The organism is Streptococcus sp. CP1998, assembly GCF_041026655.1.
Taxonomy (GTDB): Bacteria; Bacillota; Bacilli; order Lactobacillales; family Streptococcaceae; genus Streptococcus; species Streptococcus dentalis.
The window spans coordinates 987,539-1,009,266 of record NZ_CP163380.1; the positions used below are offsets into that span (position 1 = coordinate 987,539).

The 21,728-nt window shown below is 44.0% G+C and carries 23 protein-coding genes; 22 read left to right on the forward strand and 1 reads right to left on the reverse strand.

The window, feature by feature from the left end; translation table 11 throughout:
- Positions 1-13 precede the first annotated feature (13 nt).
- From deoD to AB4X21_RS05130, 3 genes are read left to right on the forward strand one after another with little or no spacing between them, the layout of a single operon-like run.
- A complete protein-coding gene (gene deoD / locus AB4X21_RS05120; RefSeq protein ID WP_049487973.1) occupies positions 14-724 on the forward strand; it encodes a purine-nucleoside phosphorylase in 711 nt (236 codons plus the stop codon).
- Positions 724-1,491, forward strand: a complete 768-nt coding sequence (locus AB4X21_RS05125; RefSeq protein ID WP_369088330.1) for a hypothetical protein — start codon at positions 724-726, stop codon at positions 1,489-1,491. The genes deoD and AB4X21_RS05125 overlap by 1 nt, the downstream gene beginning before the upstream one ends.
- A complete protein-coding gene (locus AB4X21_RS05130) occupies positions 1,492-2,223 on the forward strand; it encodes an NAD-dependent protein deacylase (protein WP_369088331.1) in 732 nt (243 codons plus the stop codon). It begins immediately after the preceding gene.
- Between the two features lie 38 nt (positions 2,224-2,261).
- Here AB4X21_RS05130 and AB4X21_RS05135 read toward each other — a convergent pair whose 3' ends face one another.
- Positions 2,262-3,170 (reverse strand): LysR family transcriptional regulator, encoded by a 909-nt coding sequence (locus AB4X21_RS05135; RefSeq protein WP_031575788.1) that lies wholly within the window; start codon positions 3,168-3,170, stop codon positions 2,262-2,264.
- A gap of 243 nt (positions 3,171-3,413) precedes the next feature.
- Here AB4X21_RS05135 and AB4X21_RS05140 point away from each other — a divergent pair, with 243 nt between their 5' ends.
- The 19 genes from AB4X21_RS05140 to AB4X21_RS05230 all read left to right on the forward strand — a co-directional run bounded on the left by AB4X21_RS05140 (position 3,414) and on the right by AB4X21_RS05230 (position 21,672).
- Positions 3,414-4,850 carry a DUF6688 family protein gene (locus AB4X21_RS05140; RefSeq protein ID WP_369088332.1) on the forward strand — a complete coding sequence of 479 codons (1,437 nt, stop codon included), beginning with the start codon at positions 3,414-3,416 and terminating at the stop codon, positions 4,848-4,850.
- Positions 4,851-5,034: 184 nt separating this feature from the next.
- Entirely contained in the window at positions 5,035-5,841 is an 807-nt protein-coding gene (locus AB4X21_RS05145) for a dihydroorotate dehydrogenase electron transfer subunit (RefSeq protein ID WP_369088333.1), read from the forward strand.
- A gap of 9 nt (positions 5,842-5,850) precedes the next feature.
- Complete coding sequence (locus AB4X21_RS05150) at positions 5,851-6,789, forward strand: dihydroorotate dehydrogenase (protein WP_369088334.1); 939 nt, start codon at positions 5,851-5,853, stop codon at positions 6,787-6,789.
- A 381-nt stretch (positions 6,790-7,170) separates the two neighbouring features.
- A complete protein-coding gene (pyrF, locus tag AB4X21_RS05155; RefSeq protein WP_003003278.1) occupies positions 7,171-7,863 on the forward strand; it encodes an orotidine-5'-phosphate decarboxylase in 693 nt (230 codons plus the stop codon).
- 140 nt (positions 7,864-8,003) lie between these two features.
- Complete coding sequence (gene pyrE / locus AB4X21_RS05160) at positions 8,004-8,636, forward strand: orotate phosphoribosyltransferase (protein WP_003003338.1); 633 nt, start codon at positions 8,004-8,006, stop codon at positions 8,634-8,636.
- Positions 8,637-8,920: 284 nt separating this feature from the next.
- Positions 8,921-9,064 carry a hypothetical protein gene (locus AB4X21_RS05165; protein ID WP_369088335.1) on the forward strand — a complete coding sequence of 48 codons (144 nt, stop codon included), beginning with the start codon at positions 8,921-8,923 and terminating at the stop codon, positions 9,062-9,064.
- 148 nt (positions 9,065-9,212) lie between these two features.
- A complete protein-coding gene (locus AB4X21_RS05170) occupies positions 9,213-10,715 on the forward strand; it encodes a glycosyltransferase family 39 protein (protein ID WP_369088336.1) in 1,503 nt (500 codons plus the stop codon).
- A 279-nt stretch (positions 10,716-10,994) separates the two neighbouring features.
- Entirely contained in the window at positions 10,995-11,648 is a 654-nt protein-coding gene (locus AB4X21_RS05175) for a uracil-DNA glycosylase (RefSeq protein ID WP_369088337.1), read from the forward strand.
- A 9-nt stretch (positions 11,649-11,657) separates the two neighbouring features.
- Entirely contained in the window at positions 11,658-12,122 is a 465-nt protein-coding gene (locus AB4X21_RS05180) for an NUDIX domain-containing protein (RefSeq protein ID WP_369088338.1), read from the forward strand.
- An 11-nt stretch (positions 12,123-12,133) separates the two neighbouring features.
- Positions 12,134-13,399 carry a dihydroorotase gene (locus AB4X21_RS05185; RefSeq protein ID WP_369088339.1) on the forward strand — a complete coding sequence of 422 codons (1,266 nt, stop codon included), beginning with the start codon at positions 12,134-12,136 and terminating at the stop codon, positions 13,397-13,399.
- 17 nt (positions 13,400-13,416) lie between these two features.
- Positions 13,417-14,259 carry an SGNH/GDSL hydrolase family protein gene (locus tag AB4X21_RS05190; RefSeq protein ID WP_369088340.1) on the forward strand — a complete coding sequence of 281 codons (843 nt, stop codon included), beginning with the start codon at positions 13,417-13,419 and terminating at the stop codon, positions 14,257-14,259.
- Positions 14,228-14,860 (forward strand): YpmS family protein, encoded by a 633-nt coding sequence (locus tag AB4X21_RS05195; protein WP_369088341.1) that lies wholly within the window; start codon positions 14,228-14,230, stop codon positions 14,858-14,860. Before AB4X21_RS05190 ends, AB4X21_RS05195 begins: the two co-directional genes overlap by 32 nt.
- Positions 14,861-15,421: 561 nt before the next feature.
- Positions 15,422-16,984 (forward strand): 2-isopropylmalate synthase, encoded by a 1,563-nt coding sequence (locus AB4X21_RS05200; protein ID WP_369088342.1) that lies wholly within the window; start codon positions 15,422-15,424, stop codon positions 16,982-16,984.
- Positions 16,985-16,996: 12 nt separating this feature from the next.
- Positions 16,997-18,034, forward strand: coding sequence for a 3-isopropylmalate dehydrogenase (gene leuB, locus AB4X21_RS05205; protein WP_369088343.1), 1,038 nt, complete (start codon positions 16,997-16,999; stop codon positions 18,032-18,034).
- A 1-nt stretch (position 18,035) separates the two neighbouring features.
- Positions 18,036-18,314, forward strand: a complete 279-nt coding sequence (locus AB4X21_RS05210; RefSeq protein WP_320910740.1) for a DUF1294 domain-containing protein — start codon at positions 18,036-18,038, stop codon at positions 18,312-18,314.
- A 24-nt stretch (positions 18,315-18,338) separates the two neighbouring features.
- A complete protein-coding gene (gene leuC / locus AB4X21_RS05215; protein ID WP_369088368.1) occupies positions 18,339-19,721 on the forward strand; it encodes a 3-isopropylmalate dehydratase large subunit in 1,383 nt (460 codons plus the stop codon).
- Positions 19,722-19,732: 11 nt separating this feature from the next.
- Complete coding sequence (gene leuD, locus AB4X21_RS05220; protein ID WP_369088344.1) at positions 19,733-20,323, forward strand: 3-isopropylmalate dehydratase small subunit; 591 nt, start codon at positions 19,733-19,735, stop codon at positions 20,321-20,323.
- A 98-nt stretch (positions 20,324-20,421) separates the two neighbouring features.
- Positions 20,422-21,207, forward strand: coding sequence for an L-threonylcarbamoyladenylate synthase (locus AB4X21_RS05225; RefSeq protein WP_151379056.1), 786 nt, complete (start codon positions 20,422-20,424; stop codon positions 21,205-21,207).
- 99 nt (positions 21,208-21,306) lie between these two features.
- Positions 21,307-21,672 (forward strand): hypothetical protein, encoded by a 366-nt coding sequence (locus tag AB4X21_RS05230; RefSeq protein ID WP_155125887.1) that lies wholly within the window; start codon positions 21,307-21,309, stop codon positions 21,670-21,672.
- Positions 21,673-21,728: the final 56 nt, after the last annotated feature.

Genomic DNA, 21,728 nt, shown 5'->3' on the forward strand with positions numbered 1-21,728 from the left:
TTATATCTTAATTATGTCTATCCATATTGCTGCTAAGCATGGTGAAATTGCTGATAAAATTCTTCTTCCTGGGGATCCTCTTCGTGCGAAATTTATTGCTGAGAATTTCCTTGAAGACGCTGTTTGCTTTAACGAAGTCCGTAACATGTTTGGTTACACAGGTACTTATAAAGGTCATCGTGTATCTGTCATGGGTACTGGGATGGGGATGCCATCCATCTCTATCTATGCGCGTGAGTTGATTGTCGACTACGGCGTGAAGAAATTGATCCGTGTGGGAACGGCTGGTTCTTTGAATGAGGATGTGCATGTTCGTGAATTGGTCTTGGCACAAGCTGCTGCAACCAACTCAAACATCATCCGCAACGACTGGCCTCAATACGATTTCCCTCAAATCGCTAGCTTTGATCTTTTAGACAAGGCTTACCACATTGCCAAAGACCTTGGTATGACTACCCACGTCGGAAATGTCTTGTCATCAGATGTCTTCTATTCAAATTATGGTGAAAAGAATATTGAGCTTGGTAAGTGGGGTGTGAAAGCTGTAGAAATGGAAGCAGCAGCCCTTTACTATCTTGCTGCTCAACACCATGTTGATGCGCTTGCGATCATGACCATTTCAGACAGTTTGGTCAATCCAGATGAGGACACAACTGCTGAAGAACGTCAAACTACTTTCACAGACATGATGAAAGTTGGTCTTGAGACCTTGATTGCAGACTAATGGCAAAATTCCTTCATGATGAATGGCTCTACGATCTACAAAATTATCACTACAGCCGGGCTCTGCGCTCTATCAAGCAGCAGGAAGAAGTACCGGATTTGTTGGTGAGCTTACTGCAGTTAATGGCGGAGCGTCGTGAGCTTAATATCCAACCCGTCATGAATCAAAAGTTGAGAACCGAGTTGCTAGAGGCGACTGGTTTTCAGCTTTTTTGGCATGAAGATCCAGAAGATGAGCAGTTGGCCAACTACCTTTATGACTTAGAGGCGAAGTTGAGAAATGAACAGATTATAGACTTTGTTCGTGCCGTTAGCCCAGCCATCTATCGGATCTTTATGCGATTGATTCAGTTGAAAATTCCTGATATTACCAACTATATTCATAACTCCAAAGAATCGAGTTATGACCGTTGGAAGTTTGAGAGCCTGCATGCGTCCGACAACTCTATCCTGCAGCAATTCCACAGCGAAAGTGTGGTCAATTCGTCCAGTTTGACGGAGTTGATTGTGCAGTTGGATTTGCCAGATAGCGTCAAAGTTGCGACCCAACAATTGCGGGAGTTAGAAAAATCCGTTCGCAATCCCTTGGCACACTTGATCAAGCCTTTTGATGAAGAAGAGCTCCATCGGACGACGGGTTTCTCTTCTCAAGATTTTATGAAGAATTTGATTGACCTTGCAAGCTACACAGGTATCCATTATGATCAAGCTAACTTTTATTTTGATCAGGCCAATGCTGTGATGGAAGAGCTACTAAAGGAGAAGTAGATGGATAAGATTGCTCAACTACAGGAGATGATTGATCAGAGTCATCGGATCGTGTTTTTCGGTGGGGCAGGAGTTTCCACGGAGTCAAATATTCCAGATTTTCGAAGTTCAGACGGTGTCTATAGTGTTCAGGTAGGGCGGCATTTGACAGCTGAACAATTGGTCTCCCATACCATGTTTGAACGCTATCCAGAGGACTTTTTCGACTTTTACAAGAAGTACTTGCTCTACCCAGATGCCAAACCCAATGCTGCCCATCGCTATCTGGCTTGGCTTGAAGAGACCGGTAAACTCAAGGCGGTGGTGACACAAAATATTGATAGTCTCCATGAAATGGCTGGTTCTAAAAAAGTTTTGAAGCTCCATGGCAGTGCCGACCGCAATTACTGTACGGGTTGCCAGCGATTTTATGATTTGGAGGCCTTTCTAGCTTTGGAAGGCCCGGTTCCACACTGTCTGGACTGCGGCAAGGTGGTCAAACCTGATGTGACTCTTTACGAGGAACCTCTAGATATGGACGTCTTTAGCCAAGCAGCCCAAGCCATCCAAGAGGCTGATCTCCTGATTATCGGTGGAACTTCCCTTGTGGTCTACCCAGCAGCTAGCTTGATCCAGTATTTCCGAGGGAAGAAGCTGGTTGTCATCAATAAAACCAGTATCCCACAAGACAAGCAAGCAGACCTGGTTATCGAAGGAAAGATTGGGGAAGTATTTTCACAATTAAGACAATAAAAAATATCTGAGTGAACATGGATCACTCAGATATTTTTTTACTTATCAAACTTCACTTCCTCAAGCAAGTACTCGATGAATTTTTCTCCCATTTTTGAGAGGGCTGTTTTTTCATGTTTGATGTAGACCAGCTCGATCGGGTCTTCGATATCAAGGGGGATGGAGACGATGTTATTTCCGTTGAGATTGCTGTTGAGAATTCCGGTCGCAATGGTGTAGCCATCCAGACCAATCAAGAGATTAAAGAGGGTAGCCCGGTCACTGACGACGATGGATTTCTTATGATGCTCTTGCGAGAGGATCTCTTCTGAGAAGTAGAAGGAGTTGTGGGTTCCTTGGTCATAGCTAAGGTATGGGAAATCTTCCAGATCAGATAAGTGAACGATCTCTTTCTTGGCAAGAGGATTGCTCTTGCTGACAAAGATATGAGGTTGCGCTGTAAAGAGGTGGGTGGCAATCAGGTGATTATCATCCAGCATCTTAGAGAGGACATCTCGGTTGTAGCTATTCAAAAAGAGTACGCCAACTTCGCTTCGGAAGTTCTTAACGTCATCGATGATCTCCCAAGTCCGCGTCTCCCGTAGGAAGAGCTCGTATTTTTCCATGTCGCTTTTCTTGAGGAGAGAAACGAAGGCCTCAACCACGAAGGCGTAGTGCTGTGAAGAGACACTGAAAAGCTCACGAGAACCCACAGGATTTTTATAGCGCTCGGACAAGAGGTCGATCTGCTCCACCACCTGGCGGGCATAAGAGAGGAACTCCATCCCATCGCGGGTCAAAGTGATCCCTTTAGGATTCCGGATAAAGATTTCAATCCCCATCTCATTTTCCAAGTCCTTAACGGCATTGGAAAGGCTAGGTTGCGTGATGAAGAGTTGTTTTGCGGCCTCATTCATAGAGCCGGTTTCGACGATTTTGATAATGTATTGTAATTGTTGTATTCTCATGCTTTTATTTTAACATAAAAAAGCGCGTTTTTCCCGTAAAATGTGGTCTTTCAAGGACTGTATCAGAGAATAACGCAGGCTGAGGGAGGTAATAGGAAGTAGGCTAGATCAGATATTTAAAAAATAGAAAATTGGAAACAAAATCTCCATCTGGGGACTGATTTTGATGGAAAAATACAGTTTTGCCTTGCTTAAGGGGGGAGCTGATTGATAGAATGGTAAAAAATTGATTGAGGAGATCTTATGAAAAAACTCGTTTCCTGGTATAAGAAAAAGGATAAGGAATTGGAAACCCATTTCACAGCCGGTCTGTTGCAGATCAATTTTGTGACCAATGCTTTGATTCTATTGGCCTTTTACATTTATTTTGTTGTTAGTGAGTCGATCTATGCAATAAAGGATCCATTCATTCAATTTAGTGTTTGGGCTATCATTGCCTTCACGATGGAGATCTTACCCTACGGTCTAACCATTGCCCTCTTTGTTCCCAATATTTTTGTCATCATTTATGGGATCGGCAGGTGGTCCAGCCTCCAGTTCAAAGAAGCAGAGGAAGAAGCTCTCAAAGATCCGGATTTGTTTGAAGATAGGGTGCCAAAGGAAGGGCAAGGGACAAGAGAAGATGACGCATTTCTTACGAAGGAAAAGCAGGAATCACTTAGTCCTAAGCCTATCAAAAAGAAAAAGCAACAGCCTACAATTGTTCTTTGGTTTGGTCTCTTTGGTTGCTTTCTCGAAGCGATTTTTATTTTCATCGTCAAGGATATGACTTTTTACGATTGGAGTGAGAGTTTGATCAATTCTCAGAAGCATGCTCTGATCTGGTCTGGCGCCTATCCGACCTTCTTCACACTGGCAGCTCTTACTTTACTTGCCTTGATTATCTATTCCTACCGGGATGCGAACTCACTTTCGCCGTTAGCAAATATCTTCTGCATTAGTGGCATTCTAGGAGGAGTGGTTCTTCTCTTAGTTTTTGATAATCAACTGCAGGTAGCAAGTTTTCACACCTTTTTCTTACTGATCTATTCCATCCATCTCTTATGGGTTCGCATCAAGGAGTGGCAGGAAGATCGAACAGAGATAAGCTATGAGAATCATCTGCTTCAATGGCTCCATCAGCTCTTAAACAAGTCGCGCAACTGGCCATGGCTAGCGGTCCTTGTCGCTTTTCCAACCCTTGCCTTTGTTGTCCTTGTTCTCATGCTCTTTGGGCGGCGACCGGATTCCATGATCAAGGCCTGGACGAATACAGCTGACTGGGCCTTCTCACAGAAGATACCTCCTCAGAATCTCATCATTGATGAGCACTATCTCTGTACGGTTGCGGCTGGTGGGCATGAAAATGTTGTCAAGCCCCAGCGGATGGGAATCCGCCACGGACATCCGGTTGTCGTCAATCGCCAGCTCTGTATCGCCAATGCCTTTGAGCAGGTGTTAGAAGAAAAGACGCCACGATTCCATCGCTTCGTGCGTCGCAATTACGACCGCTATGGCTATCCCTTTGCCAAACATATCAAGAAGAAATGGGCCATGGATGTCATTTACTTTCTGATGAAGCCCCTGGAATGGATCTTCTTGTTGGTTCTCTACTTGGTCGATCGCAAGCCAGAAAACCGAATTGCTATGCAATACATCAAGCCGATCCCAGAAGATTTTGACCCTCATAAAGTTTCCTGAGTTACTGATTTTACTTGACAAGCGAGAAGGAGCGCGATATAATGAGACAAATTTAACCTTTAAGAGGTCCAGAGAGGCCTGCAAGGAAAGACAGAAAAAAGATCAGTAGACGGTGTCTAGCTGATCATTTGTAGGGCCTTGCTTTTGCGAGGTCTTTTTTGCTGAAAGAAAGAAGAGGAAATCAATGGTCAGTGACAGTTGTAAAAAACGCTTTGGCAAAATCATGATGGAGGAGATGGAGCTGGTCGCTCAAGAAGAAATCGCTCCCCGCATCTATTCTATGATCCTGAAGGGAGAAATGGTGGCGCAGATGCTACCAGGACAATTCCTTCATATCCGCGTCCCTGACGGGTCTAAGCTCCTTCGCCGTCCGATTTCAATTTCTGAGATTGATCCTGAGACACAGACTTGTCGCTTGATCTACCGCATCGAAGGTGGGGGGACAGCTATCTTTTCCCAATTGCCAATCGGTAGCAAACTCAGCGTCATGGGGCCTCAGGGAAATGGATTTGATCTCACCGATCTCGGCCAAGGTCAGAAAGCCTTGATTATTGGAGGTGGGATCGGTGTTCCTCCTTTGGTCCAAGTGGTCAAACAACTCCACCAACAAGGGGTGGAAGTTGAAGTGGTTGTCGGCTTTGCGACCAAAGAAGCTGTCATTTTGGAAGAAGAGCTTTCTCAGGTGGCTCATGTCACTGTAACGACAGACGATGGGACTTACGGCACTAAGGGCTATGTCTCGACGGTCATTGATCAGATGGAACAGGAGTATGACGCTATCTATTCTTGTGGAGCACCTGGCATGCTCAAATATGTCAATACCAAATTCCATGATCATCCCCGCGCCTACATTTCTATGGAATCGCGTATGGCTTGTGGGATGGGGGCTTGCTACGCCTGTGTAGTGCATCTGGAAAATGAAAGCCAAGCAGCCAACAAGCGCGTGTGTGAAGACGGACCGGTCTTTGAAACCGGAACGATTGTGATCTAGGAGGACCTTATGACAGCAAATCGACTAGCCGTATCCTTACCTGGTTTAGACTTGAAAAACCCGATTATTCCGGCATCTGGCTGTTTTGGCTTTGGTCAGGAATATGCCAAATACTATGACTTAGACCTGCTTGGATCCATCATGATCAAGGCGACAACTGCGGAGGCCCGTTTTGGTAATCCGACGCCCCGTGTCGCTGAGACTCCTGCAGGCATGCTCAATGCCATTGGCCTCCAAAATCCAGGTGTAGACGTGGTTCTGGCGGAAAAACTTCCTTGGTTGGCCCAACATTATCCGGAGCTACCGATTATTGCCAACGTAGCTGGCTTCTCCAACGAAGAGTATGCAACGGTATCTAGGAAGATCTCGCAAGCGCCAAATGTCAAAGCGATTGAGCTCAATATTTCTTGCCCAAACGTAGACCATGGGAACAATGGTCTCTTAATCGGGCAGGTTCCTGAGTTGGCCTATGCGGTTGTAAAAGCAGCGGTAGAAGCGTCCTCAGTCCCAGTCTATGTCAAGTTAACGCCTAGTGTAGCAGACATCACCCAGGTCGCAAAAGCAGCAGAGGATGCAGGGGCGACTGGTTTGACCATGATCAATACCTTGGTCGGCATGCGCTTTGACCTCAAGACTGGTAAGCCCATCATTGCCAATGGAACCGGAGGCATGTCGGGACCAGCCGTTTTCCCAGTTGCATTAAAACTCATCCGCCAGGTTGCCCAATCCACTAAACTTCCGATTATCGGAATGGGAGGTGTGGATTCAGCAGAAGCAGCTATTGAAATGATGATTGCAGGAGCCTCTGCGATTGGAGTTGGAACCGCTAATTTTACCGATCCTTATGCTTGCCCAACTATCATCGAAGATCTGGCACAAGTCATGGATCACTATGGGATTGATACCCTTGAGAACTTCCGAAAACATGTACGGGAAAATCTACTTTAAAGATCATCAAGACAACAAAAAATGCCTGTTGGCAACAACCCCAACAGGCTACTGAGTAAGTAACAACTTTAAACAACCCTTACTCAGCATATTAAGTATTTTACAGGAAAAAAGATTATCTGTCAAGTTTTTTTTCATAATTTAGAACTCATTCTAATAAAATTAAAAAAAGACGGATTGAATCCGAATGTTTTACGATTATTTCTTGACTTTTCTTTAATATCGTACTACAATGTAGAAAAACCTTTAAAGTAGTCCAGAGAGGCTCCTAAGGTCTAGACGGTGAATCATGGTAGTTGTTCTTACCTAATTTTCGTGTAACCTTGCCTCGGGCAAGGTTTTTTTGTGAACAAAATGATCAATCATAAAAAGGAGTAATCCATGCGTGAAGAACGTCCTATTATCGCCCTTGACTTCCCAGCTTTCGAGGATGTCAAACACTTTTTAGAGCATTTTCCAGAAGACGAAAAATTATTTGTAAAAATCGGAATGGAATTTTTCTATGCAGTTGGTCCTGAAATTGTACATTATCTCAAAGGGCTTGGGCACAGCATTTTCCTTGATTTAAAATTACATGATATTCCAAATACAGTCAAATCAGCCATGTCTGTACTCGGTACCTTCGGAGTAGATATGGTGACGGTACATGCAGCTGGTGGTGTAGAGATGATGCGCGAAGCCAAGGCAGCTCTTGGTGAAGGAGCTAAATTGGTAGCCGTGACCCAGCTGACTTCTACCAGTGAAGAAGACATGCGTGATTGCCAAAACATCCAAACAACGGTCCAAGAATCAGTAGTCAATTATGCTCGCAAGGCCCAAGAAGCTGGCTTGGACGGGGTTGTCTGCTCAGCTCATGAAGTGGCCTTGATCAAGGATGCCACTTCATCAGATTTTGTCTGTGTGACACCAGGGATTCGTCCTGCTGGAGCTGAAATCGGTGACCAAAAACGGGTCATGACGCCACAAGAAGCTCATAAAATCGGCTCTGACTATATTGTCGTTGGACGTCCAATCATCCAAGCAGAAAACCCATGGGACGCTTACCATGAAATTAAGAGACAGTGGAATGCGTAAGAGCTACTAAAAGTGAAACTTTTGTAGCTCTACGGGAAGTCCGATGGGACCTTCCCTAACGCATTCACTAACCTGTAATGTTGTTTAAACCAATAATTGATTTAATTCGTATATGATTAAAATCGTAAAAAGGAGTCGTCATGTCATTAGCTAAAGATATTGCTAGCCATCTTTTGAAAATCGAAGCGGTTTATTTGAAACCAGAAGAACCTTTTACTTGGGCATCTGGGATCAAGTCCCCTATTTATACAGATAACCGTGTAACCCTCGCTTATCCTGAAACTCGTACCTTGATCGAAAATGGATTTGTAGATAAAATCAAGGAAGCTTTCCCTGAAGTAGAAGTGATTGCAGGAACTGCAACTGCAGGGATTCCTCACGGTGCGATTATTGCGGACAAGATGAATTTGCCATTTGCCTACATTCGTAGCAAACCAAAAGACCACGGTGCTGGTAATCAAATTGAAGGCCGTGTACCACAAGGTCAAAAGATGGTCGTAGTGGAAGATTTGATTTCTACTGGTGGATCTGTCTTGGATGCCGTTGCAGCTGCCAAGCGTGAAGGAGCGGACGTCCTTGGTGTCGTAGCTATCTTCACCTACCAATTGGAGAAAGCAGATAAGAAATTTGCGGAAGCTGGCGTTCAACTTGAAACCTTGTCTAACTATACAGAATTGATTCATTTGGCAGAAGAACAAGGTTACATCACTTCTGAAGGTTTAGAGTTGTTACACCGTTTCAAGGAAAACCAAGAAACTTGGCAAAATAAATAATAGGACGGAAGCGTTTCTAACGCTTCTTTTTTATACTCTTTTCACTAGTTGGTGGGTAACTTGAAACTCAAAGTAAAATCCGGTATGATAGTAGTAATTGCCTATTTCCCTACCTGTGGTGGAGTATCAAGTCGGGGGGAAAAAGATACCAAAAGACATTCACCTATGCTTATTTTAGGGAGACTTCTTCCAAATCTAGGCAGGCCAATGTTTTCGATAGAACCTATATTCTTGGAGCCGGCAAAAATCTGGATTTGCGGATGATATTCCCAATCGGGTCTCCCATGACAGTCTTTTATAATCCAGTCGACCCACAGATTGGTTTTGTCGAACGATATGCCGGCTTAGTCGGTTTTTATAAAATCGGAATGATTCTAACGGTTGGAATTTATCTTGGGTTAGTATGTATTTTAATCCTAGTTTTTTAGTATTGAAAGTTAAGGTGAAGGGTTAAAAATTGCTTCGCTAAAATGAGTATGTTAATAAATTACATTTCAGAACAACTTATCCTTGAACTTTACAGTTGATAGTCAGTCCAAAACAGCAGAAATGCTGTTTTTTTGATATAATGGACCTATGTTATCGAAAAGTAAACGTATTCTATTTGGGATGCTTCATGTTGTCATGTTGCTAGTGATGGTCCACTGGTTCTTGATCAGTGTGACCTATCTGAGAGAGATTTCATGGCTAGCCATTTTAGGTGCTGGATTGCTATTTCTGCTAGCCAGGCTGAAACGCGATGGGCTAAAGAGTGCCTTTGCTTGGTTGACCCGACACAAAAAAGGCTTCTTGCTTGGAGCGGTTGTCTTTCAGTTGATTGTCATGGTCTGTGCGGAGCTCTTTATCCGTCGGGATGCTGCGGTTGTTTTCAAAGGGGCATTTGATCTTCTTAAGCAATCTTCTATCACCAACTACCTCAGTCGCAATCCCAATAACATTCCGCTCTTTCTTTACGAGAAGTTTTTCTATGTCTTATTTGGCTCTAGCGGTCTGTGGGTCATGCAGGCTCTCAATATCCTCTATGTTAATCTGGGAGCAGTCCTCTTGTATAAGCTATCTCAGAAGCATTTCAATCAAAATACAGCTGATCTGGTCTATCTCTTCTATGTGAGCTTGATCTGTTACTCACCGTATTTCTATTCCATGTACACGGACATCCCGCCTCTTCCATTGATTGCCCTTCAATTGTGGTGGGCCTTGGATCTCTTGAAAGAAGATCAAGCAGGCTCTTGGAAGAAGATTGTTGGCTTGGGAATCTTATCTGGCGTGACCATGTTGATCCGTCCAACGACGATTATTGTCATGATTGCCTTTTGGGCTGTGCTTTTTTTCAGAGGAAATTGGAAGGCCTTTGGAAAGATTGCTACTGTGACAGTCATGATGACAGGCTTTGTCTTTGCAGGATTGAATACAGCGGTCAATCATCAAACAGTTGTACCGATCTTGAAACAAGAAGGGTTGGCTAAAGGACCGCTCTTGTTTATCAATCTGGGCTTGACGGATATGGGTCATAACCAAGAAGATATGAAAGAGGGATTGTTGGCCTATATCGATGAGGACAAGCGCTCAGATTACAACAATGGCCTCTTTAAAAAGGAAAATGTGATCAAAGAAATCAAGCGCCGTCTCAAGGAATATGGACCTTTAGGTTTGATCGGTCATATCTACTACAAGCAATCCTTGACGGTAGCAGAAGGGACCTTAGGTTGGCTTTATCGTGACGTAGAGTATGAGAAGACGCCTTTGATTAACCCTCTCTATGCACCCCTGACTAAAAATAATGGTCTGGCAAAATGGGTGCGGACCTATTTCCTTAGCATTGATCGCCCACAGTACAAGTATTATGAATTTGTCAAGCAGGTGATCTGGATTGTCCTATCGGCTGGTTTGGTTGGAGCTTATCTCAAACGTCGAAATACAGATGACTTTAACTTCCTTTCCTTAGCGGTCTTTGGTGGTTTGCTCTTCTTAACCATCTTTGAAGGTGGGAAGACCCGTTACCTCATCCAATTCTTACCGCAAATTTTACTAGTCGCTTCGATCGGTCTAGAAGGATTTACCAAGAAGGAAAATACCTAAAAGCTCCTGCTTGTTTGACAGGCAGAAACAGAGAGTGGGACAGAAATCGGTAATTCGTTAGAATTCGATTTTGTCGTCCCACCTCCGCACAGTTGAGTAGGGCTGTAAAAACTGATGAAATCAGCGTAGTAGAGCCCACTCAACCACTGCGTCTTGCTCGACAATCCAAAAATAATTGAGAGGCTAGGACTTTTGTCCCAGCCTCTTTTTTATCCAGTAGATCTGCACCAAATGTGGTATAATGGAAGGTAAGAATTTATTGGATAGCGGAGAGTTTCCATGCAGCATTCACCCTGGCATGAAGCCATCAAATCCCATCTTCCAGAAGGGTATTTTCACCAGATCAATGACTTTATGAATGAAGTCTATAGCAAAGGAGTGGTTTATCCACCGCGTGACAAGGTCTTTAAGGCCTTGCAGACGACAGAGATGGATCAGGTCAAGGTCTTGATCTTAGGTCAAGATCCCTACCATGGACCGGATCAAGCGCAGGGCTTAAGTTTTTCTGTTCCGGATCATGTACCAGCGCCGCCTTCTTTGCAAAATATTCTCAAAGAATTGCGCTCAGATATCGGAGAGAAGCGGTCGCATGATCTGACCTCTTGGGCGGAGCAAGGAGTGCTCTTGCTCAATGCCTGCTTGACAGTGCCAGCTGGTCAGGCCAATGGCCATGCAGGACAAATTTGGGAGCCTTTCACAGATGCTGTGATCAAGGTGGTCAATGAGTTGGAGGAGCCTGTTGTCTTTATCCTCTGGGGATCTTATGCCCGTAAGAAAAAGCCTCTGATTACCCACGATCGACATTTGGTCCTTGAATCAGCTCACCCGAGTCCCTTATCGGCCTACCGAGGATTCTTTGGTTCCCAACCCTTTTCAAAAACCAATGAGTTTTTGAAAGAGGCGGGACGTGAGCCGATTGATTGGTTAAGATAGGAGAAAGAAATGCCACAATTAGCAACGATTTGTTACATTGACAATGGGAAAGAATTTCTCATGTTGCATCGCAATAAAAAGCCCAATGATGTCCATGAAGGCAAATGGATCGGAGTTGGTGGAAAATTAGAACGCGGGGAAACTCCACAGGAGTGTGCGGCGCGTGAGATTTTTGAGGAGACGGGCCTTAGAGCCAAGCCAGTCTTGAAAGGGATCATTACCTTTCCGGAGTTTACTCCAGATTTGGACTGGTACACCTATGTCTTCAAGGTAACAGATTTTGAGGGAGAACTGATCGAGTGTAACGAAGGGACCTTGGAGTGGGTGCCTTATGATCAAGTCCTCTCAAAACCAACCTGGGAAGGGGACCACACCTTTGTCGAGTGGTTGTTGGAGGAAAAACCCTTCTTTTCAGCAATGTTTCGCTATGACGGCGACCGTTTGTTAGAGTCGCATGTTGATTTTTATGAATAAAGGAGAATGCAATGGTTGTCATTAAAAATGGTCGCGTAATGGATCCCAAGACTGGCTTGGATCAAGTCTGTGATCTTCGCATTGAAGGAAAGAAAATTGTAGAGATCGCTGAAAACCTCCCAACGGATGGACAAGAAGTCCTTGACGCTACTGGTCTGGTTGTAGCTCCTGGTTTGATCGATGTACACGTGCATTTCCGTGAACCCGGTCAAACTCATAAAGAAGACATCCATACGGGTGCCTTAGCCGCAGCTGCTGGTGGTTTTACTCGAGTGGTCATGATGGCCAATACCAATCCGACCATTTCAGATATTGCGACCTTAGAGGAAGTCTTAGCTTCTGCAGCCAAGGAAAATCTTCACATTCATACGGTTGCGACGGTGACCAAGAACTTTGACGGTCAACACCTGACAGATTTTGAAGGACTGCTTAAGGCTGGTGCAGTAGGGTTTTCAGATGACGGGATTCCCCTTCAAAGCACTAAGGTTGTCCGTGAAGCCTTGGAAGAAGCTAAGCGTATAGGGACCTTTATTAGTCTGCATGAAGAAGACCCTGAGTTGAATGGCATTCTTGGTTTGAATGAGAACATTGCTAAGGAACACTTCCATGTCTGTGGTGCGACAGGTGAAGCCGAATATTCAATGGCTGCGCGTGATGCCATGATTGCCCATGCGACAGGTGCTCACCTCCATATCCAACACCTTTCCAAGGAAGAAAGTGTCAAGGTGGTGGAATTTGCCCAAGGATTAGGAGCTCATGTGACGGCAGAAGTGGCACCTCAACACTTTTCGAAAACAGAAAGACTGCTCTTGACTAAAGGAAGCAATGCTAAGATGAATCCACCTCTTCGCTTGGAATCTGACCGTCTAGCAGTGATTGAAGGCTTGAAGTCAGGCGTCATCTCTGTGATTGCGACGGACCACGCGCCTCACCATGCGGATGAGAAGAATGTTCCTGATATTACCAAGGCACCATCTGGAATGACTGGGCTTGAAACTTCGCTTTCTCTTGGTTTGACTTACTTGGTGCATGCAGGCCATTTAAGCCTGATGCAATTGCTTGAAAAGATGTCCTATAATCCAGCACGTCTCTATGATTTTGATGCTGGATATATTGCAGTGAATGGACCAGCAGATTTGACCATCTTTGATCCGGAAGCAGATCGTCTGGTATCGGATCATTTCGCTTCAAAAGCGGGCAATTCACCATTTGTGGGCGAAACATTAAAAGGGAAAGTTGCTTATACAATCTGTGATGGACAAGTGATTTTTCAATGATAAGCGATCGTATTCATATGAATCTTAAAAAAATGATGCAAGGCTTGGTTTTCTTTTTAACCAGCCTTCTTGTCTTTGTCTTTCTATTTCGTGCTCTGCTACCAACTGCGTCCCCTCGTATGACCAAGCCCAAAACGACTGCGAAAGAAATCACCTATACTTATGTAGCTCTAGGAGATTCACTGACCGAAGGAGTAGGGGATAGCACCAAGCAAGGGGGCTTTGTGCCCATCCTTGCCCAAAGTTTGTCCAATGAAAATGACGGCCAGTACCAACCTGTCAACTATGGAGTAGCTGGAAATACAAGTACTCAGATCTTAGATCGGCTCAAGAAGCAAACAGATCTTCAGAAGGATCTCAAGAAGGCGCGTGTCATGACCTTAACGGTTGGAGGAAATGATCTGCGCAAAGTTGTTGTCGATCATCTGAGTGATTTTTCTCTATCAGATATCCAAAAACCGCTCAAGAATTATACAGCGAACCTCAAAGAAATTATTACAAAGGCCAGAAAGGACAATCCCCATCTTCCCATTTATGTAGTGGGGATCTACAATCCTCTTTACCTGAATTTTCCTGAATTAACTAATATCCAGACGGCTGTAGATCGTTGGAATGAGACGACGGAAGAAACCATCGCGCAATTTGATCAGGTCTATTTCGTTCCGATCAATGATCTGCTTTATAAAGGAATTGATGGCAAAATGGGCGTATCAGAAATCAGTGACGGGAAGACAACCGTTATCAATGATGCCCTGTATGAAGAGGATAGCTTTCACCCTAACAATACGGGCTATGAAAAGATGAAACAAGCAATATTGGAGAAAATCAATGCCACGAAGAAAACTTGGAGTCAAAAATAATCCCATCAAAGAGAAGGTCCCCTTCCTTCAAAAAATCAATATTTGGAAATGGTTGTTTTTAGGCTTGGTCAGCCTTCTCTTAGCCTTTGCTATAGTCGTGCAAGGACGCTTAGCGACGCCAAGAGAAGATGTTAGTCAGCTTCATCAAACAGTTGGCACCAAAGATGTCAAAGTTGGAACCATGACAACGACTCGTGATCAACTCAATGACACCATCAAATCGCTTCTGAACAAATATAAGCTGTCCGACTACAAGGTCTATGCGGACAATCAGCAAATCCTATTAGAAGGGCAGTTGAGTTTCTTAGGGAAGGATTATCCCTTATACATTTACTTTCAACCATCCAAATTGGAAAACGGGAACATCCTCTTGACGGTGAAGGATTTTTCAGTTGGAACCTTTCAAATTCCACAAAGGATGGTTTTGCAGCTCTTGAGCAAGAATAAAAATATTCCAAAATTTATCCAGATTTCTCCAAAGGAGTCTACCATCACCATTGTATTACCAGCAATAGACAATGACTTTGGAATCTATGTTAAGGCCAATACCATCGACCTCTATAATGACAAGATCGTTTTTGATTTGTATCAGAAGAAGTAGAGTAACAGGGTCTATTCAGATTGATGTAAAATTGTATTTTACATAAAACAACCAGAATGATGCTGAAAATAAAAACGATAGTTACTATTAGTCTTATTCAATAAATATTGAAACTTTCCGCCGTGAGAAAAGTGCTAGAAACACTTTTGTTTCTAGCACTCGGAATTATTGAGACCTTAGGCTCAATAATTAGTCATGGAACTTCTTTGAAGTTCGCTGACGTCCGTCTTCACCTAAGGAAAGTTTTTAAGATGACTTTATCTTCAATCTAACTAGAACCGAAAGCTTTATTTTGTTTCTATTCAAAAAATTCAGAATATTGTAGAAAATTCTTGACATTGATTCTTCCCTATGCTAAAATACTAGACAAGACATTGAACAAAGGAGAAAGTCAAACATGAAAACAGCTAAGTTTATTCAATTTGCTTTGTTGTTGAGGTACAAGGGCTAGTGCAGAAGCATTAGTCCTGTTTGGCTTACCAAGCGGGCAAAAACATCTCGCTTGGTTAACCGAGTGAGATGTTTTTCTTTATATCCACTACATAGAAATGAGGAGACCCTATGAGTAAAGTTGAATTTTTAGATACCAGCCTTCGGGATGGTGAACAGACTCCAGGAGTTAATTTCTCTATCAAAGAAAAGATTGCCATTGCTAAACAATTGGAAAAATGGGGGATTTCTGCTATTGAAGCAGGTTTTCCTGCAGCTAGTCCGGATTCCTTCACTGCTGTTCAAGAGATTGCCAAGGTCTTGACCAAGACAGCCGTGACAGGTTTGGCCCGTTCTGTCAAATCAGATATCGATGCTTGCTATGAAGCCTTGAAGGATGCTAAGTATCCACAAATCCACGTCTTTATCGCAACCAGTCCGATTCACCGGGAGTTTAAACTCAACAAGACCAAGGAAGAAATTCTTGAAGCGATCAAAGAGCACGTTTCTTACGCTCGCTCAAAATTTGAGATTGTTGAATTCTCACCAGAAGATGCGACCCGGACGGAATTGGATTTCCTCTTGCAAGTCGTTCAGACTGCAGTCGATGCAGGGGCTAGCTATATCAATATTCCTGATACAGTCGGTTTCACGACACCAGCAGAGTACGGAGCTATTTTCAAATACTTGATTGACCATGTCAAGACAGATCGCGAAATTATCTATTCGCCTCATTGCCATGATGACTTAGGTATGGCGGTGGCGAATAGCCTCGCTGCTGTTAAAAATGGTGCCCGTCGTGTCGAAGGAACCATTAATGGAATCGGTGAACGGGCCGGAAATGCGGCACTTGAAGAAGTAGCAGTTGCTCTCAATATTCGCGAAGACTATTTCCAAGTGGAGAGTCCGATTGTCCTTAATGAAACCATCAACACCTCTGAGTTAGTCTCTCGTTACTCTGGTATTCCAATTCCTAAAAACAAGGCGGTTGTTGGTGGCAATGCCTTCTCACACGAGTCTGGGATTCACCAAGACGGAGTTCTTAAAAATCCTCTTACCTATGAAATCATCACACCTGAATTGGTGGGTGTTAAGAGCAATAGCCTCCCTCTTGGAAAATTGTCTGGTCGCCATGCCTTTGTCGAAAAACTGTATGAATTGGGACTGGAATTTACAGAAGAAGACATTAAGCCATTGTTTGCGAAGTTCAAATCTCTTGCAGACAAGAAACACGAGATCACAGATGCCGATATCCGCGCCCTTGTTGCAGGTACAGCAGTTGAAAATCCAGAAGGATTCCAATTTAACGATCTCCGCTTGACAACCAACGCAGACGAAACGATTACAGCAGCGGTTAGCCTCAGCAATGAAGAAGGGGAAGTACTTGAATTCCTTGCCAATGGTCAAGGGTCGGTTGAAGCGATCTTTAATGCGATTGATAAATTCTTCAATCAAACTGTTCGCTTGACATCTTACAATATCGATGCAGTGACAGATGGGATCGATGCCCAAGCCCGTGTCTTGGTATCTGTGGAAAATGTCGATACAGATACGATTTTCAATGCATCTGGTTTGGACTTCGACGTATTGAAAGCCTCTGCCATCGCTTATATCAATGCTAACACGCTGGTTCAAAAAGAGAATGCGGGTGAGATGGGACGAGCTGTCTCCTACCGTGATCTTCCACAAGCCTAAGAGGAACTGAACATGACAAAGAAAATTGTAACACTTGCAGGAGATGGGATTGGCCCTGAGATCATGGCAGCTGGACTAGAGGTCCTCGCAGCCGTTGCTCCCAAAATTGGCTTTGATTATAGCCTAGAAGACAAACCTTTTGGGGGTGCTGGAATTGATGCCGCTGGCCACCCACTTCCCCAAGATACTCTAAAAGCAGCTAAAGGAGCGGATGCTATACTTCTCGCAGCCATCGGGAGTCCTGAGTATGACAATGCTCCTGTTCGTCCAGAACAAGGCTTGCTTGCTATTCGTAAGGAATTAAATCTCTTTGCCAATATTCGTCCTGTACGGATTTTTGACGCCTTGAAACACTTGTCTCCTTTGAAGCCAGAGCGTATCGAGGGTGTTGACTTTGTGGTCGTGCGTGAATTGACAGGTGGGATTTACTTTGGAGAGCATATCTTGAAAGAAGATACAGCACGCGATATCAATGATTACAGTGCAGAAGAAATCCGTCGGATTATGCGCCAAGCCTTCAAGATCGCCCAAGGACGTGGTAAGAAAGTGACCAGTATCGATAAGCAAAATGTCCTTGCAACTTCTAAATTGTGGCGCCAAGTGGCAGAAGAAGTGGCTAAAGAATTTCCAGATGTGACCTTAGAGCACCAGCTTGTCGATAGTGCGGCCATGATCATGATTACCAATCCAGCCCGCTTTGATGTTGTAGTGACAGAGAATCTATTCGGAGATATCTTATCTGATGAATCCAGCGTCCTTCCAGGAACACTAGGCGTGATGCCATCTGCTAGTCATTCTGACCAAGGACCAAGTATGTACGAACCGATTCATGGTTCAGCACCTGATATTGCTGGTCAAGGCATTGCCAATCCGATTTCCATGATCCTGTCCGTTGCTATGATGCTCCGAGACAGTTTTGGAGAAACAGCAGGTGCAGAAATGATCGAAGAAGCTGTCAATCAAACCTTGAATCAAGGAATCTTGGCACGGGATCTAGGTGGTCAGGCTTCTACTGCAGAGATGACTGCAGCCATTATTGGGAATCTCTAAGATGACATGGAGAGATCGCTGTTTAGTTCTTATTGCTATTTGGAATAGTATCGTATTTCTGACCTATGGTTTAGATAAACGAAAAGCTATCCAAAAGAGGTGGCGGATTCCTGAAAAGGTCCTGTTACTCGAGAGCTGGGTGCTTGGTGGATTCGGAGCTCTACTAGGTGGATATCTCTTTCACCACAAGGTGCGGAAATGGTATTTTCAAGCCACCTGGTGGGGCAGTAGCCTTCTTTTAGCAGGTGCCCTCTTTCTATTCCTTCAATGGATTTCCTAACAAGAAGATAAATGGAGAAAGATGATGAGTGGAAAATCTATCTTTGATAAACTTTGGGACCGCCACGTGATTACAGGAGTGGAAGGGCAACCCCAACTCATGTATGTGGACCAACACTACATCCACGAAGTGACGAGTCCGCAAGCCTTTCAAGGATTACGGGACGCAGGACGCAAGGTTCGACGACCCGATTTAACCTTTGGAACCTTTGATCACAATGTTCCAACGGTCAATATTTTTGATATTCGAGATGTGATTTCAAAAGCCCAGATTGATAAATTGGCTGAGAACGTGGTGGACTTTGGGATTGATCATGCTGCCCATGGTTCTGCTAAGCAAGGAATCGTTCATATGGTGGGCCCTGAAACCGGTCGGACCCAGCCTGGAAAATTTATTGTCTGTGGAGACAGCCATACCGCAACCCATGGAGCCTTTGGTGCCATTGCCTTTGGGATTGGAACCAGTGAAGTGGAGCATGTCTTTGCCACCCAAACCATCTGGCAAGTCAAACCCAAGAAAATGTTGGTTGAATTCACCGGAACCCCACAAAAAGGGATCTATTCAAAGGATTACATCCTAGCTTTGATAGCGAGCTACGGCGTCGCTTGTGGAGTTGGCTATGTCGTAGAGTATCGGGGAGAAGCAATTGATCGCTTGACTATGGAAGAACGCATGACCATCTGTAACATGTCGATCGAGTTCGGGTCAAAAATGGGGATCATGAATCCAGATGAGACGACCTTTGACTACCTCCGAGGACGCGAATGTGTGCCAGATGATTTTGAGACCGCAGTAGCTGATTGGAAGACTCTGGTTAGTGATGACGACGCCGTTTATGATAAGGTCATCCGTATGGATGTATCTAATCTTGCTCCGATGGTGACTTGGGGGACCAATCCTTCTATGGGAGTGGACTTCGAGACTCCTTTTCCAGAGATTCGAGACATGAATGATGAACGGGCTTATCATTATATGGATCTAGAACCTGGCCAAAAACCAGCAGACATTGAATTAGGCTATATCTTTATCGGTTCTTGTACCAATGCGCGTCTCAGCGATTTGGAGTTGGCAGCTAAGTTTGTGAAAGGCAAAAAAATTGCGCCCAACTTAACTGCTATTGTGGTACCTGGCTCTCGTCCGGTTAAGCAAGCTGCCGAAAAATTAGGCTTAGACAAGATCTTCATGGATGCGGGCTTTGAATGGCGTGATCCAGGATGCTCCATGTGTCTAGGAATGAATCCGGACAAGGTGCCGGATGGAGTCCACTGTGCCTCTACTAGCAACCGGAACTTTGAAGACCGCCAAGGATTTGGGGCTAAAACCCATCTCTGTAGCCCAGCAATGGCCGCTGCAGCAGCAATCGCTGGTCGCTTTGTCGACGTGCGCCAAATGCCAGAAGTCGAGTAAAAGGAGGAAGCATGGAGAAATTTACCATTTATACGGGGACTACAGTTCCCTTGATGAACGATAATATCGATACCGACCAGATCCTCCCCAAGCAATTCTTAAAGTTGATTGATAAAAAAGGCTTTGGGAAATACCTCATGTATGCTTGGCGCTATTTGGATGACCAATATACTGAGGATCCAGATTTTATCTTTAACAAGCCAGAATACCGCAAGGCAACCATTTTGATCACTGGTGACAATTTTGGGGCTGGGTCCTCTCGGGAGCACGCAGCCTGGGCTTTAGCTGATTATGGCTTTAAAGTCGTTATCGCCGGATCCTTCGGAGATATCCATTACAATAATGAGCTCAATAATGGCATGCTGCCGATTGTCCAACCGCTAGAGGTTCGTCAAAAATTGGCAAGTTTGAAGCCGACAGATCCAGTGACAGTAGATTTGGAAGAGCAGAAGATCTTCTCGCCTGTTGGAGAGTTTCGCTTTGAGATCGATCAAGATTGGAAGCACAAATTACTCAATGGTTTGGATGATATCGGGATTACACTTCAGTATGAAGACTTGATCGCAGCTTATGAGAAGAACCGGCCAGCTTACTGGCAATGATAAAATTGTATACTTAATTACGAATTTTCTGAAAATATATTGAATTTGAGACTGTTTTTTGATACAATACTAAAAAGAATAGAAAAGGAAAGAGACTTATGACAAAACACATTCAATGGGACGGACAACTTTCACAAGAAGGATTTGATATTCTTAAAGGAGAGGGTGGCTGTATCGTCTGCCCTACCAAAGTTGGCTACATCATCATGACCAGTGACAAGGCTGGCTTGGAACGTAAATTCGAAGCTAAAGAACGCAACCGCAACAAACCAGGTGTGGTTCTTTGCGGAAGCATGGATGAACTTCGTGCCCTTGCGCAATTGAATCCTGAAATTGAATCCTTCTACCAAAAACATTGGGATGAAGATATCTTGCTTGGTTGTATCCTTCCTTGGCGTGAAGATGCTTATGCAAAATTGCAAGCTTTCGGAGATGGACGTGAAGAACTTATGACAGACGTTCGTGGAACTTCATGCTTTGTCATCAAATTTGGTAAAGCTGGTGAGCAAATCGCCAAAGAAATGTGGGAAAAAGAAGGCAAGATGGTTTACGCCTCTTCAGCCAACCCTTCCGGTAAAGGAAACCGCGGGAAGGTCGAAGGAATCGGTGAGCGTATCGAAGGTGCCGTGGACTTGGTCATTGAAGCTGATGATTATGTAGCTTCTATCCAACCTGACAAGACCATTGAAACGCGCTATGAACAAGGCGTGATGGTCTCTATGGTTGATGCCGAAGGAAATCTCATCCCAGAACAAGGAGCAGGTAGCCGTTCTGTCAATACTTGTCCAGTTGTGATCCGTAAAGGATTGGATATCGATAAGATCATGATGCACTTATCTGATCATTTCAACTCTTGGAACTACCGCCAAGGGGAATACTATTAAGAAATAGAAAACAGCATTCCATTTGGGATGCTGTTTTTGTGAAAGGTTAAAAGATGGTATAATAGAGTCAAACGATGTTCCAATAGAAGAGGAGTTAGTATGGTCTCCAGAAAAGCATTTATCGATAAAGCCAATCAGGAAGGTTTTTCCTTCAACATCCAAATCCCATGGTGGACGTACAATAACTTCAAGTCATTAGTTTGGAGAAAAAGGCTCTCTGAGGAGCAAGTCTATCAGATCTTTCTTTCACTTTGTAGAGAGGTAGAAGACCGGCAAATGCAAGCTGTAGCGGATAAGAGAAAGTATCAGACCGGATTTTATGTAGTCGCATGCAATGGTAGGGAGTTTCGCTTTGAGTTTGCTTTTAAAAAGAACCAAGAACTAAGAGTTTATAATCTCTTTGAGACCGTCAATGGTCGTAAGAAACTCACTCTGATGGATCTGCTTGATTACATAATGGATTGACAATGTATAGAAACAATAAGGGTTCGCTAAAGATTGATAAAAGAAAGAGTAGTTCT

Bases quoted from the DNA above. Each gene is read 5' to 3' on its own strand.
- deoD (WP_049487973.1), top strand. From the start codon at position 14: ATGTCTATCCATATTGCTGCTAAGCATGGTGAAATTGCTGATAAAATT.
- AB4X21_RS05125 (WP_369088330.1), top strand. From the start codon at position 724: ATGGCAAAATTCCTTCATGATGAATGGCTCTACGATCTACAAAATTAT.
- AB4X21_RS05130 (WP_369088331.1), top strand. From the start codon at position 1,492: ATGGATAAGATTGCTCAACTACAGGAGATGATTGATCAGAGTCATCGG.
- AB4X21_RS05135 (WP_031575788.1), bottom strand. From the start codon at position 3,170: ATGAGAATACAACAATTACAATACATTATCAAAATCGTCGAAACCGGC.
- AB4X21_RS05140 (WP_369088332.1), top strand. From the start codon at position 3,414: ATGAAAAAACTCGTTTCCTGGTATAAGAAAAAGGATAAGGAATTGGAA.
- AB4X21_RS05145 (WP_369088333.1), top strand. From the start codon at position 5,035: ATGGTCAGTGACAGTTGTAAAAAACGCTTTGGCAAAATCATGATGGAG.
- AB4X21_RS05150 (WP_369088334.1), top strand. From the start codon at position 5,851: ATGACAGCAAATCGACTAGCCGTATCCTTACCTGGTTTAGACTTGAAA.
- pyrF (WP_003003278.1), top strand. From the start codon at position 7,171: ATGCGTGAAGAACGTCCTATTATCGCCCTTGACTTCCCAGCTTTCGAG.
- pyrE (WP_003003338.1), top strand. From the start codon at position 8,004: ATGTCATTAGCTAAAGATATTGCTAGCCATCTTTTGAAAATCGAAGCG.
- AB4X21_RS05165 (WP_369088335.1), top strand. From the start codon at position 8,921: ATGACAGTCTTTTATAATCCAGTCGACCCACAGATTGGTTTTGTCGAA.
- AB4X21_RS05170 (WP_369088336.1), top strand. From the start codon at position 9,213: ATGTTATCGAAAAGTAAACGTATTCTATTTGGGATGCTTCATGTTGTC.
- AB4X21_RS05175 (WP_369088337.1), top strand. From the start codon at position 10,995: ATGCAGCATTCACCCTGGCATGAAGCCATCAAATCCCATCTTCCAGAA.
- AB4X21_RS05180 (WP_369088338.1), top strand. From the start codon at position 11,658: ATGCCACAATTAGCAACGATTTGTTACATTGACAATGGGAAAGAATTT.
- AB4X21_RS05185 (WP_369088339.1), top strand. From the start codon at position 12,134: ATGGTTGTCATTAAAAATGGTCGCGTAATGGATCCCAAGACTGGCTTG.
- AB4X21_RS05190 (WP_369088340.1), top strand. From the start codon at position 13,417: ATGAATCTTAAAAAAATGATGCAAGGCTTGGTTTTCTTTTTAACCAGC.
- AB4X21_RS05195 (WP_369088341.1), top strand. From the start codon at position 14,228: ATGCCACGAAGAAAACTTGGAGTCAAAAATAATCCCATCAAAGAGAAG.
- AB4X21_RS05200 (WP_369088342.1), top strand. From the start codon at position 15,422: ATGAGTAAAGTTGAATTTTTAGATACCAGCCTTCGGGATGGTGAACAG.
- leuB (WP_369088343.1), top strand. From the start codon at position 16,997: ATGACAAAGAAAATTGTAACACTTGCAGGAGATGGGATTGGCCCTGAG.
- AB4X21_RS05210 (WP_320910740.1), top strand. From the start codon at position 18,036: ATGACATGGAGAGATCGCTGTTTAGTTCTTATTGCTATTTGGAATAGT.
- leuC (WP_369088368.1), top strand. From the start codon at position 18,339: ATGAGTGGAAAATCTATCTTTGATAAACTTTGGGACCGCCACGTGATT.
- leuD (WP_369088344.1), top strand. From the start codon at position 19,733: ATGGAGAAATTTACCATTTATACGGGGACTACAGTTCCCTTGATGAAC.
- AB4X21_RS05225 (WP_151379056.1), top strand. From the start codon at position 20,422: ATGACAAAACACATTCAATGGGACGGACAACTTTCACAAGAAGGATTT.
- AB4X21_RS05230 (WP_155125887.1), top strand. From the start codon at position 21,307: ATGGTCTCCAGAAAAGCATTTATCGATAAAGCCAATCAGGAAGGTTTT.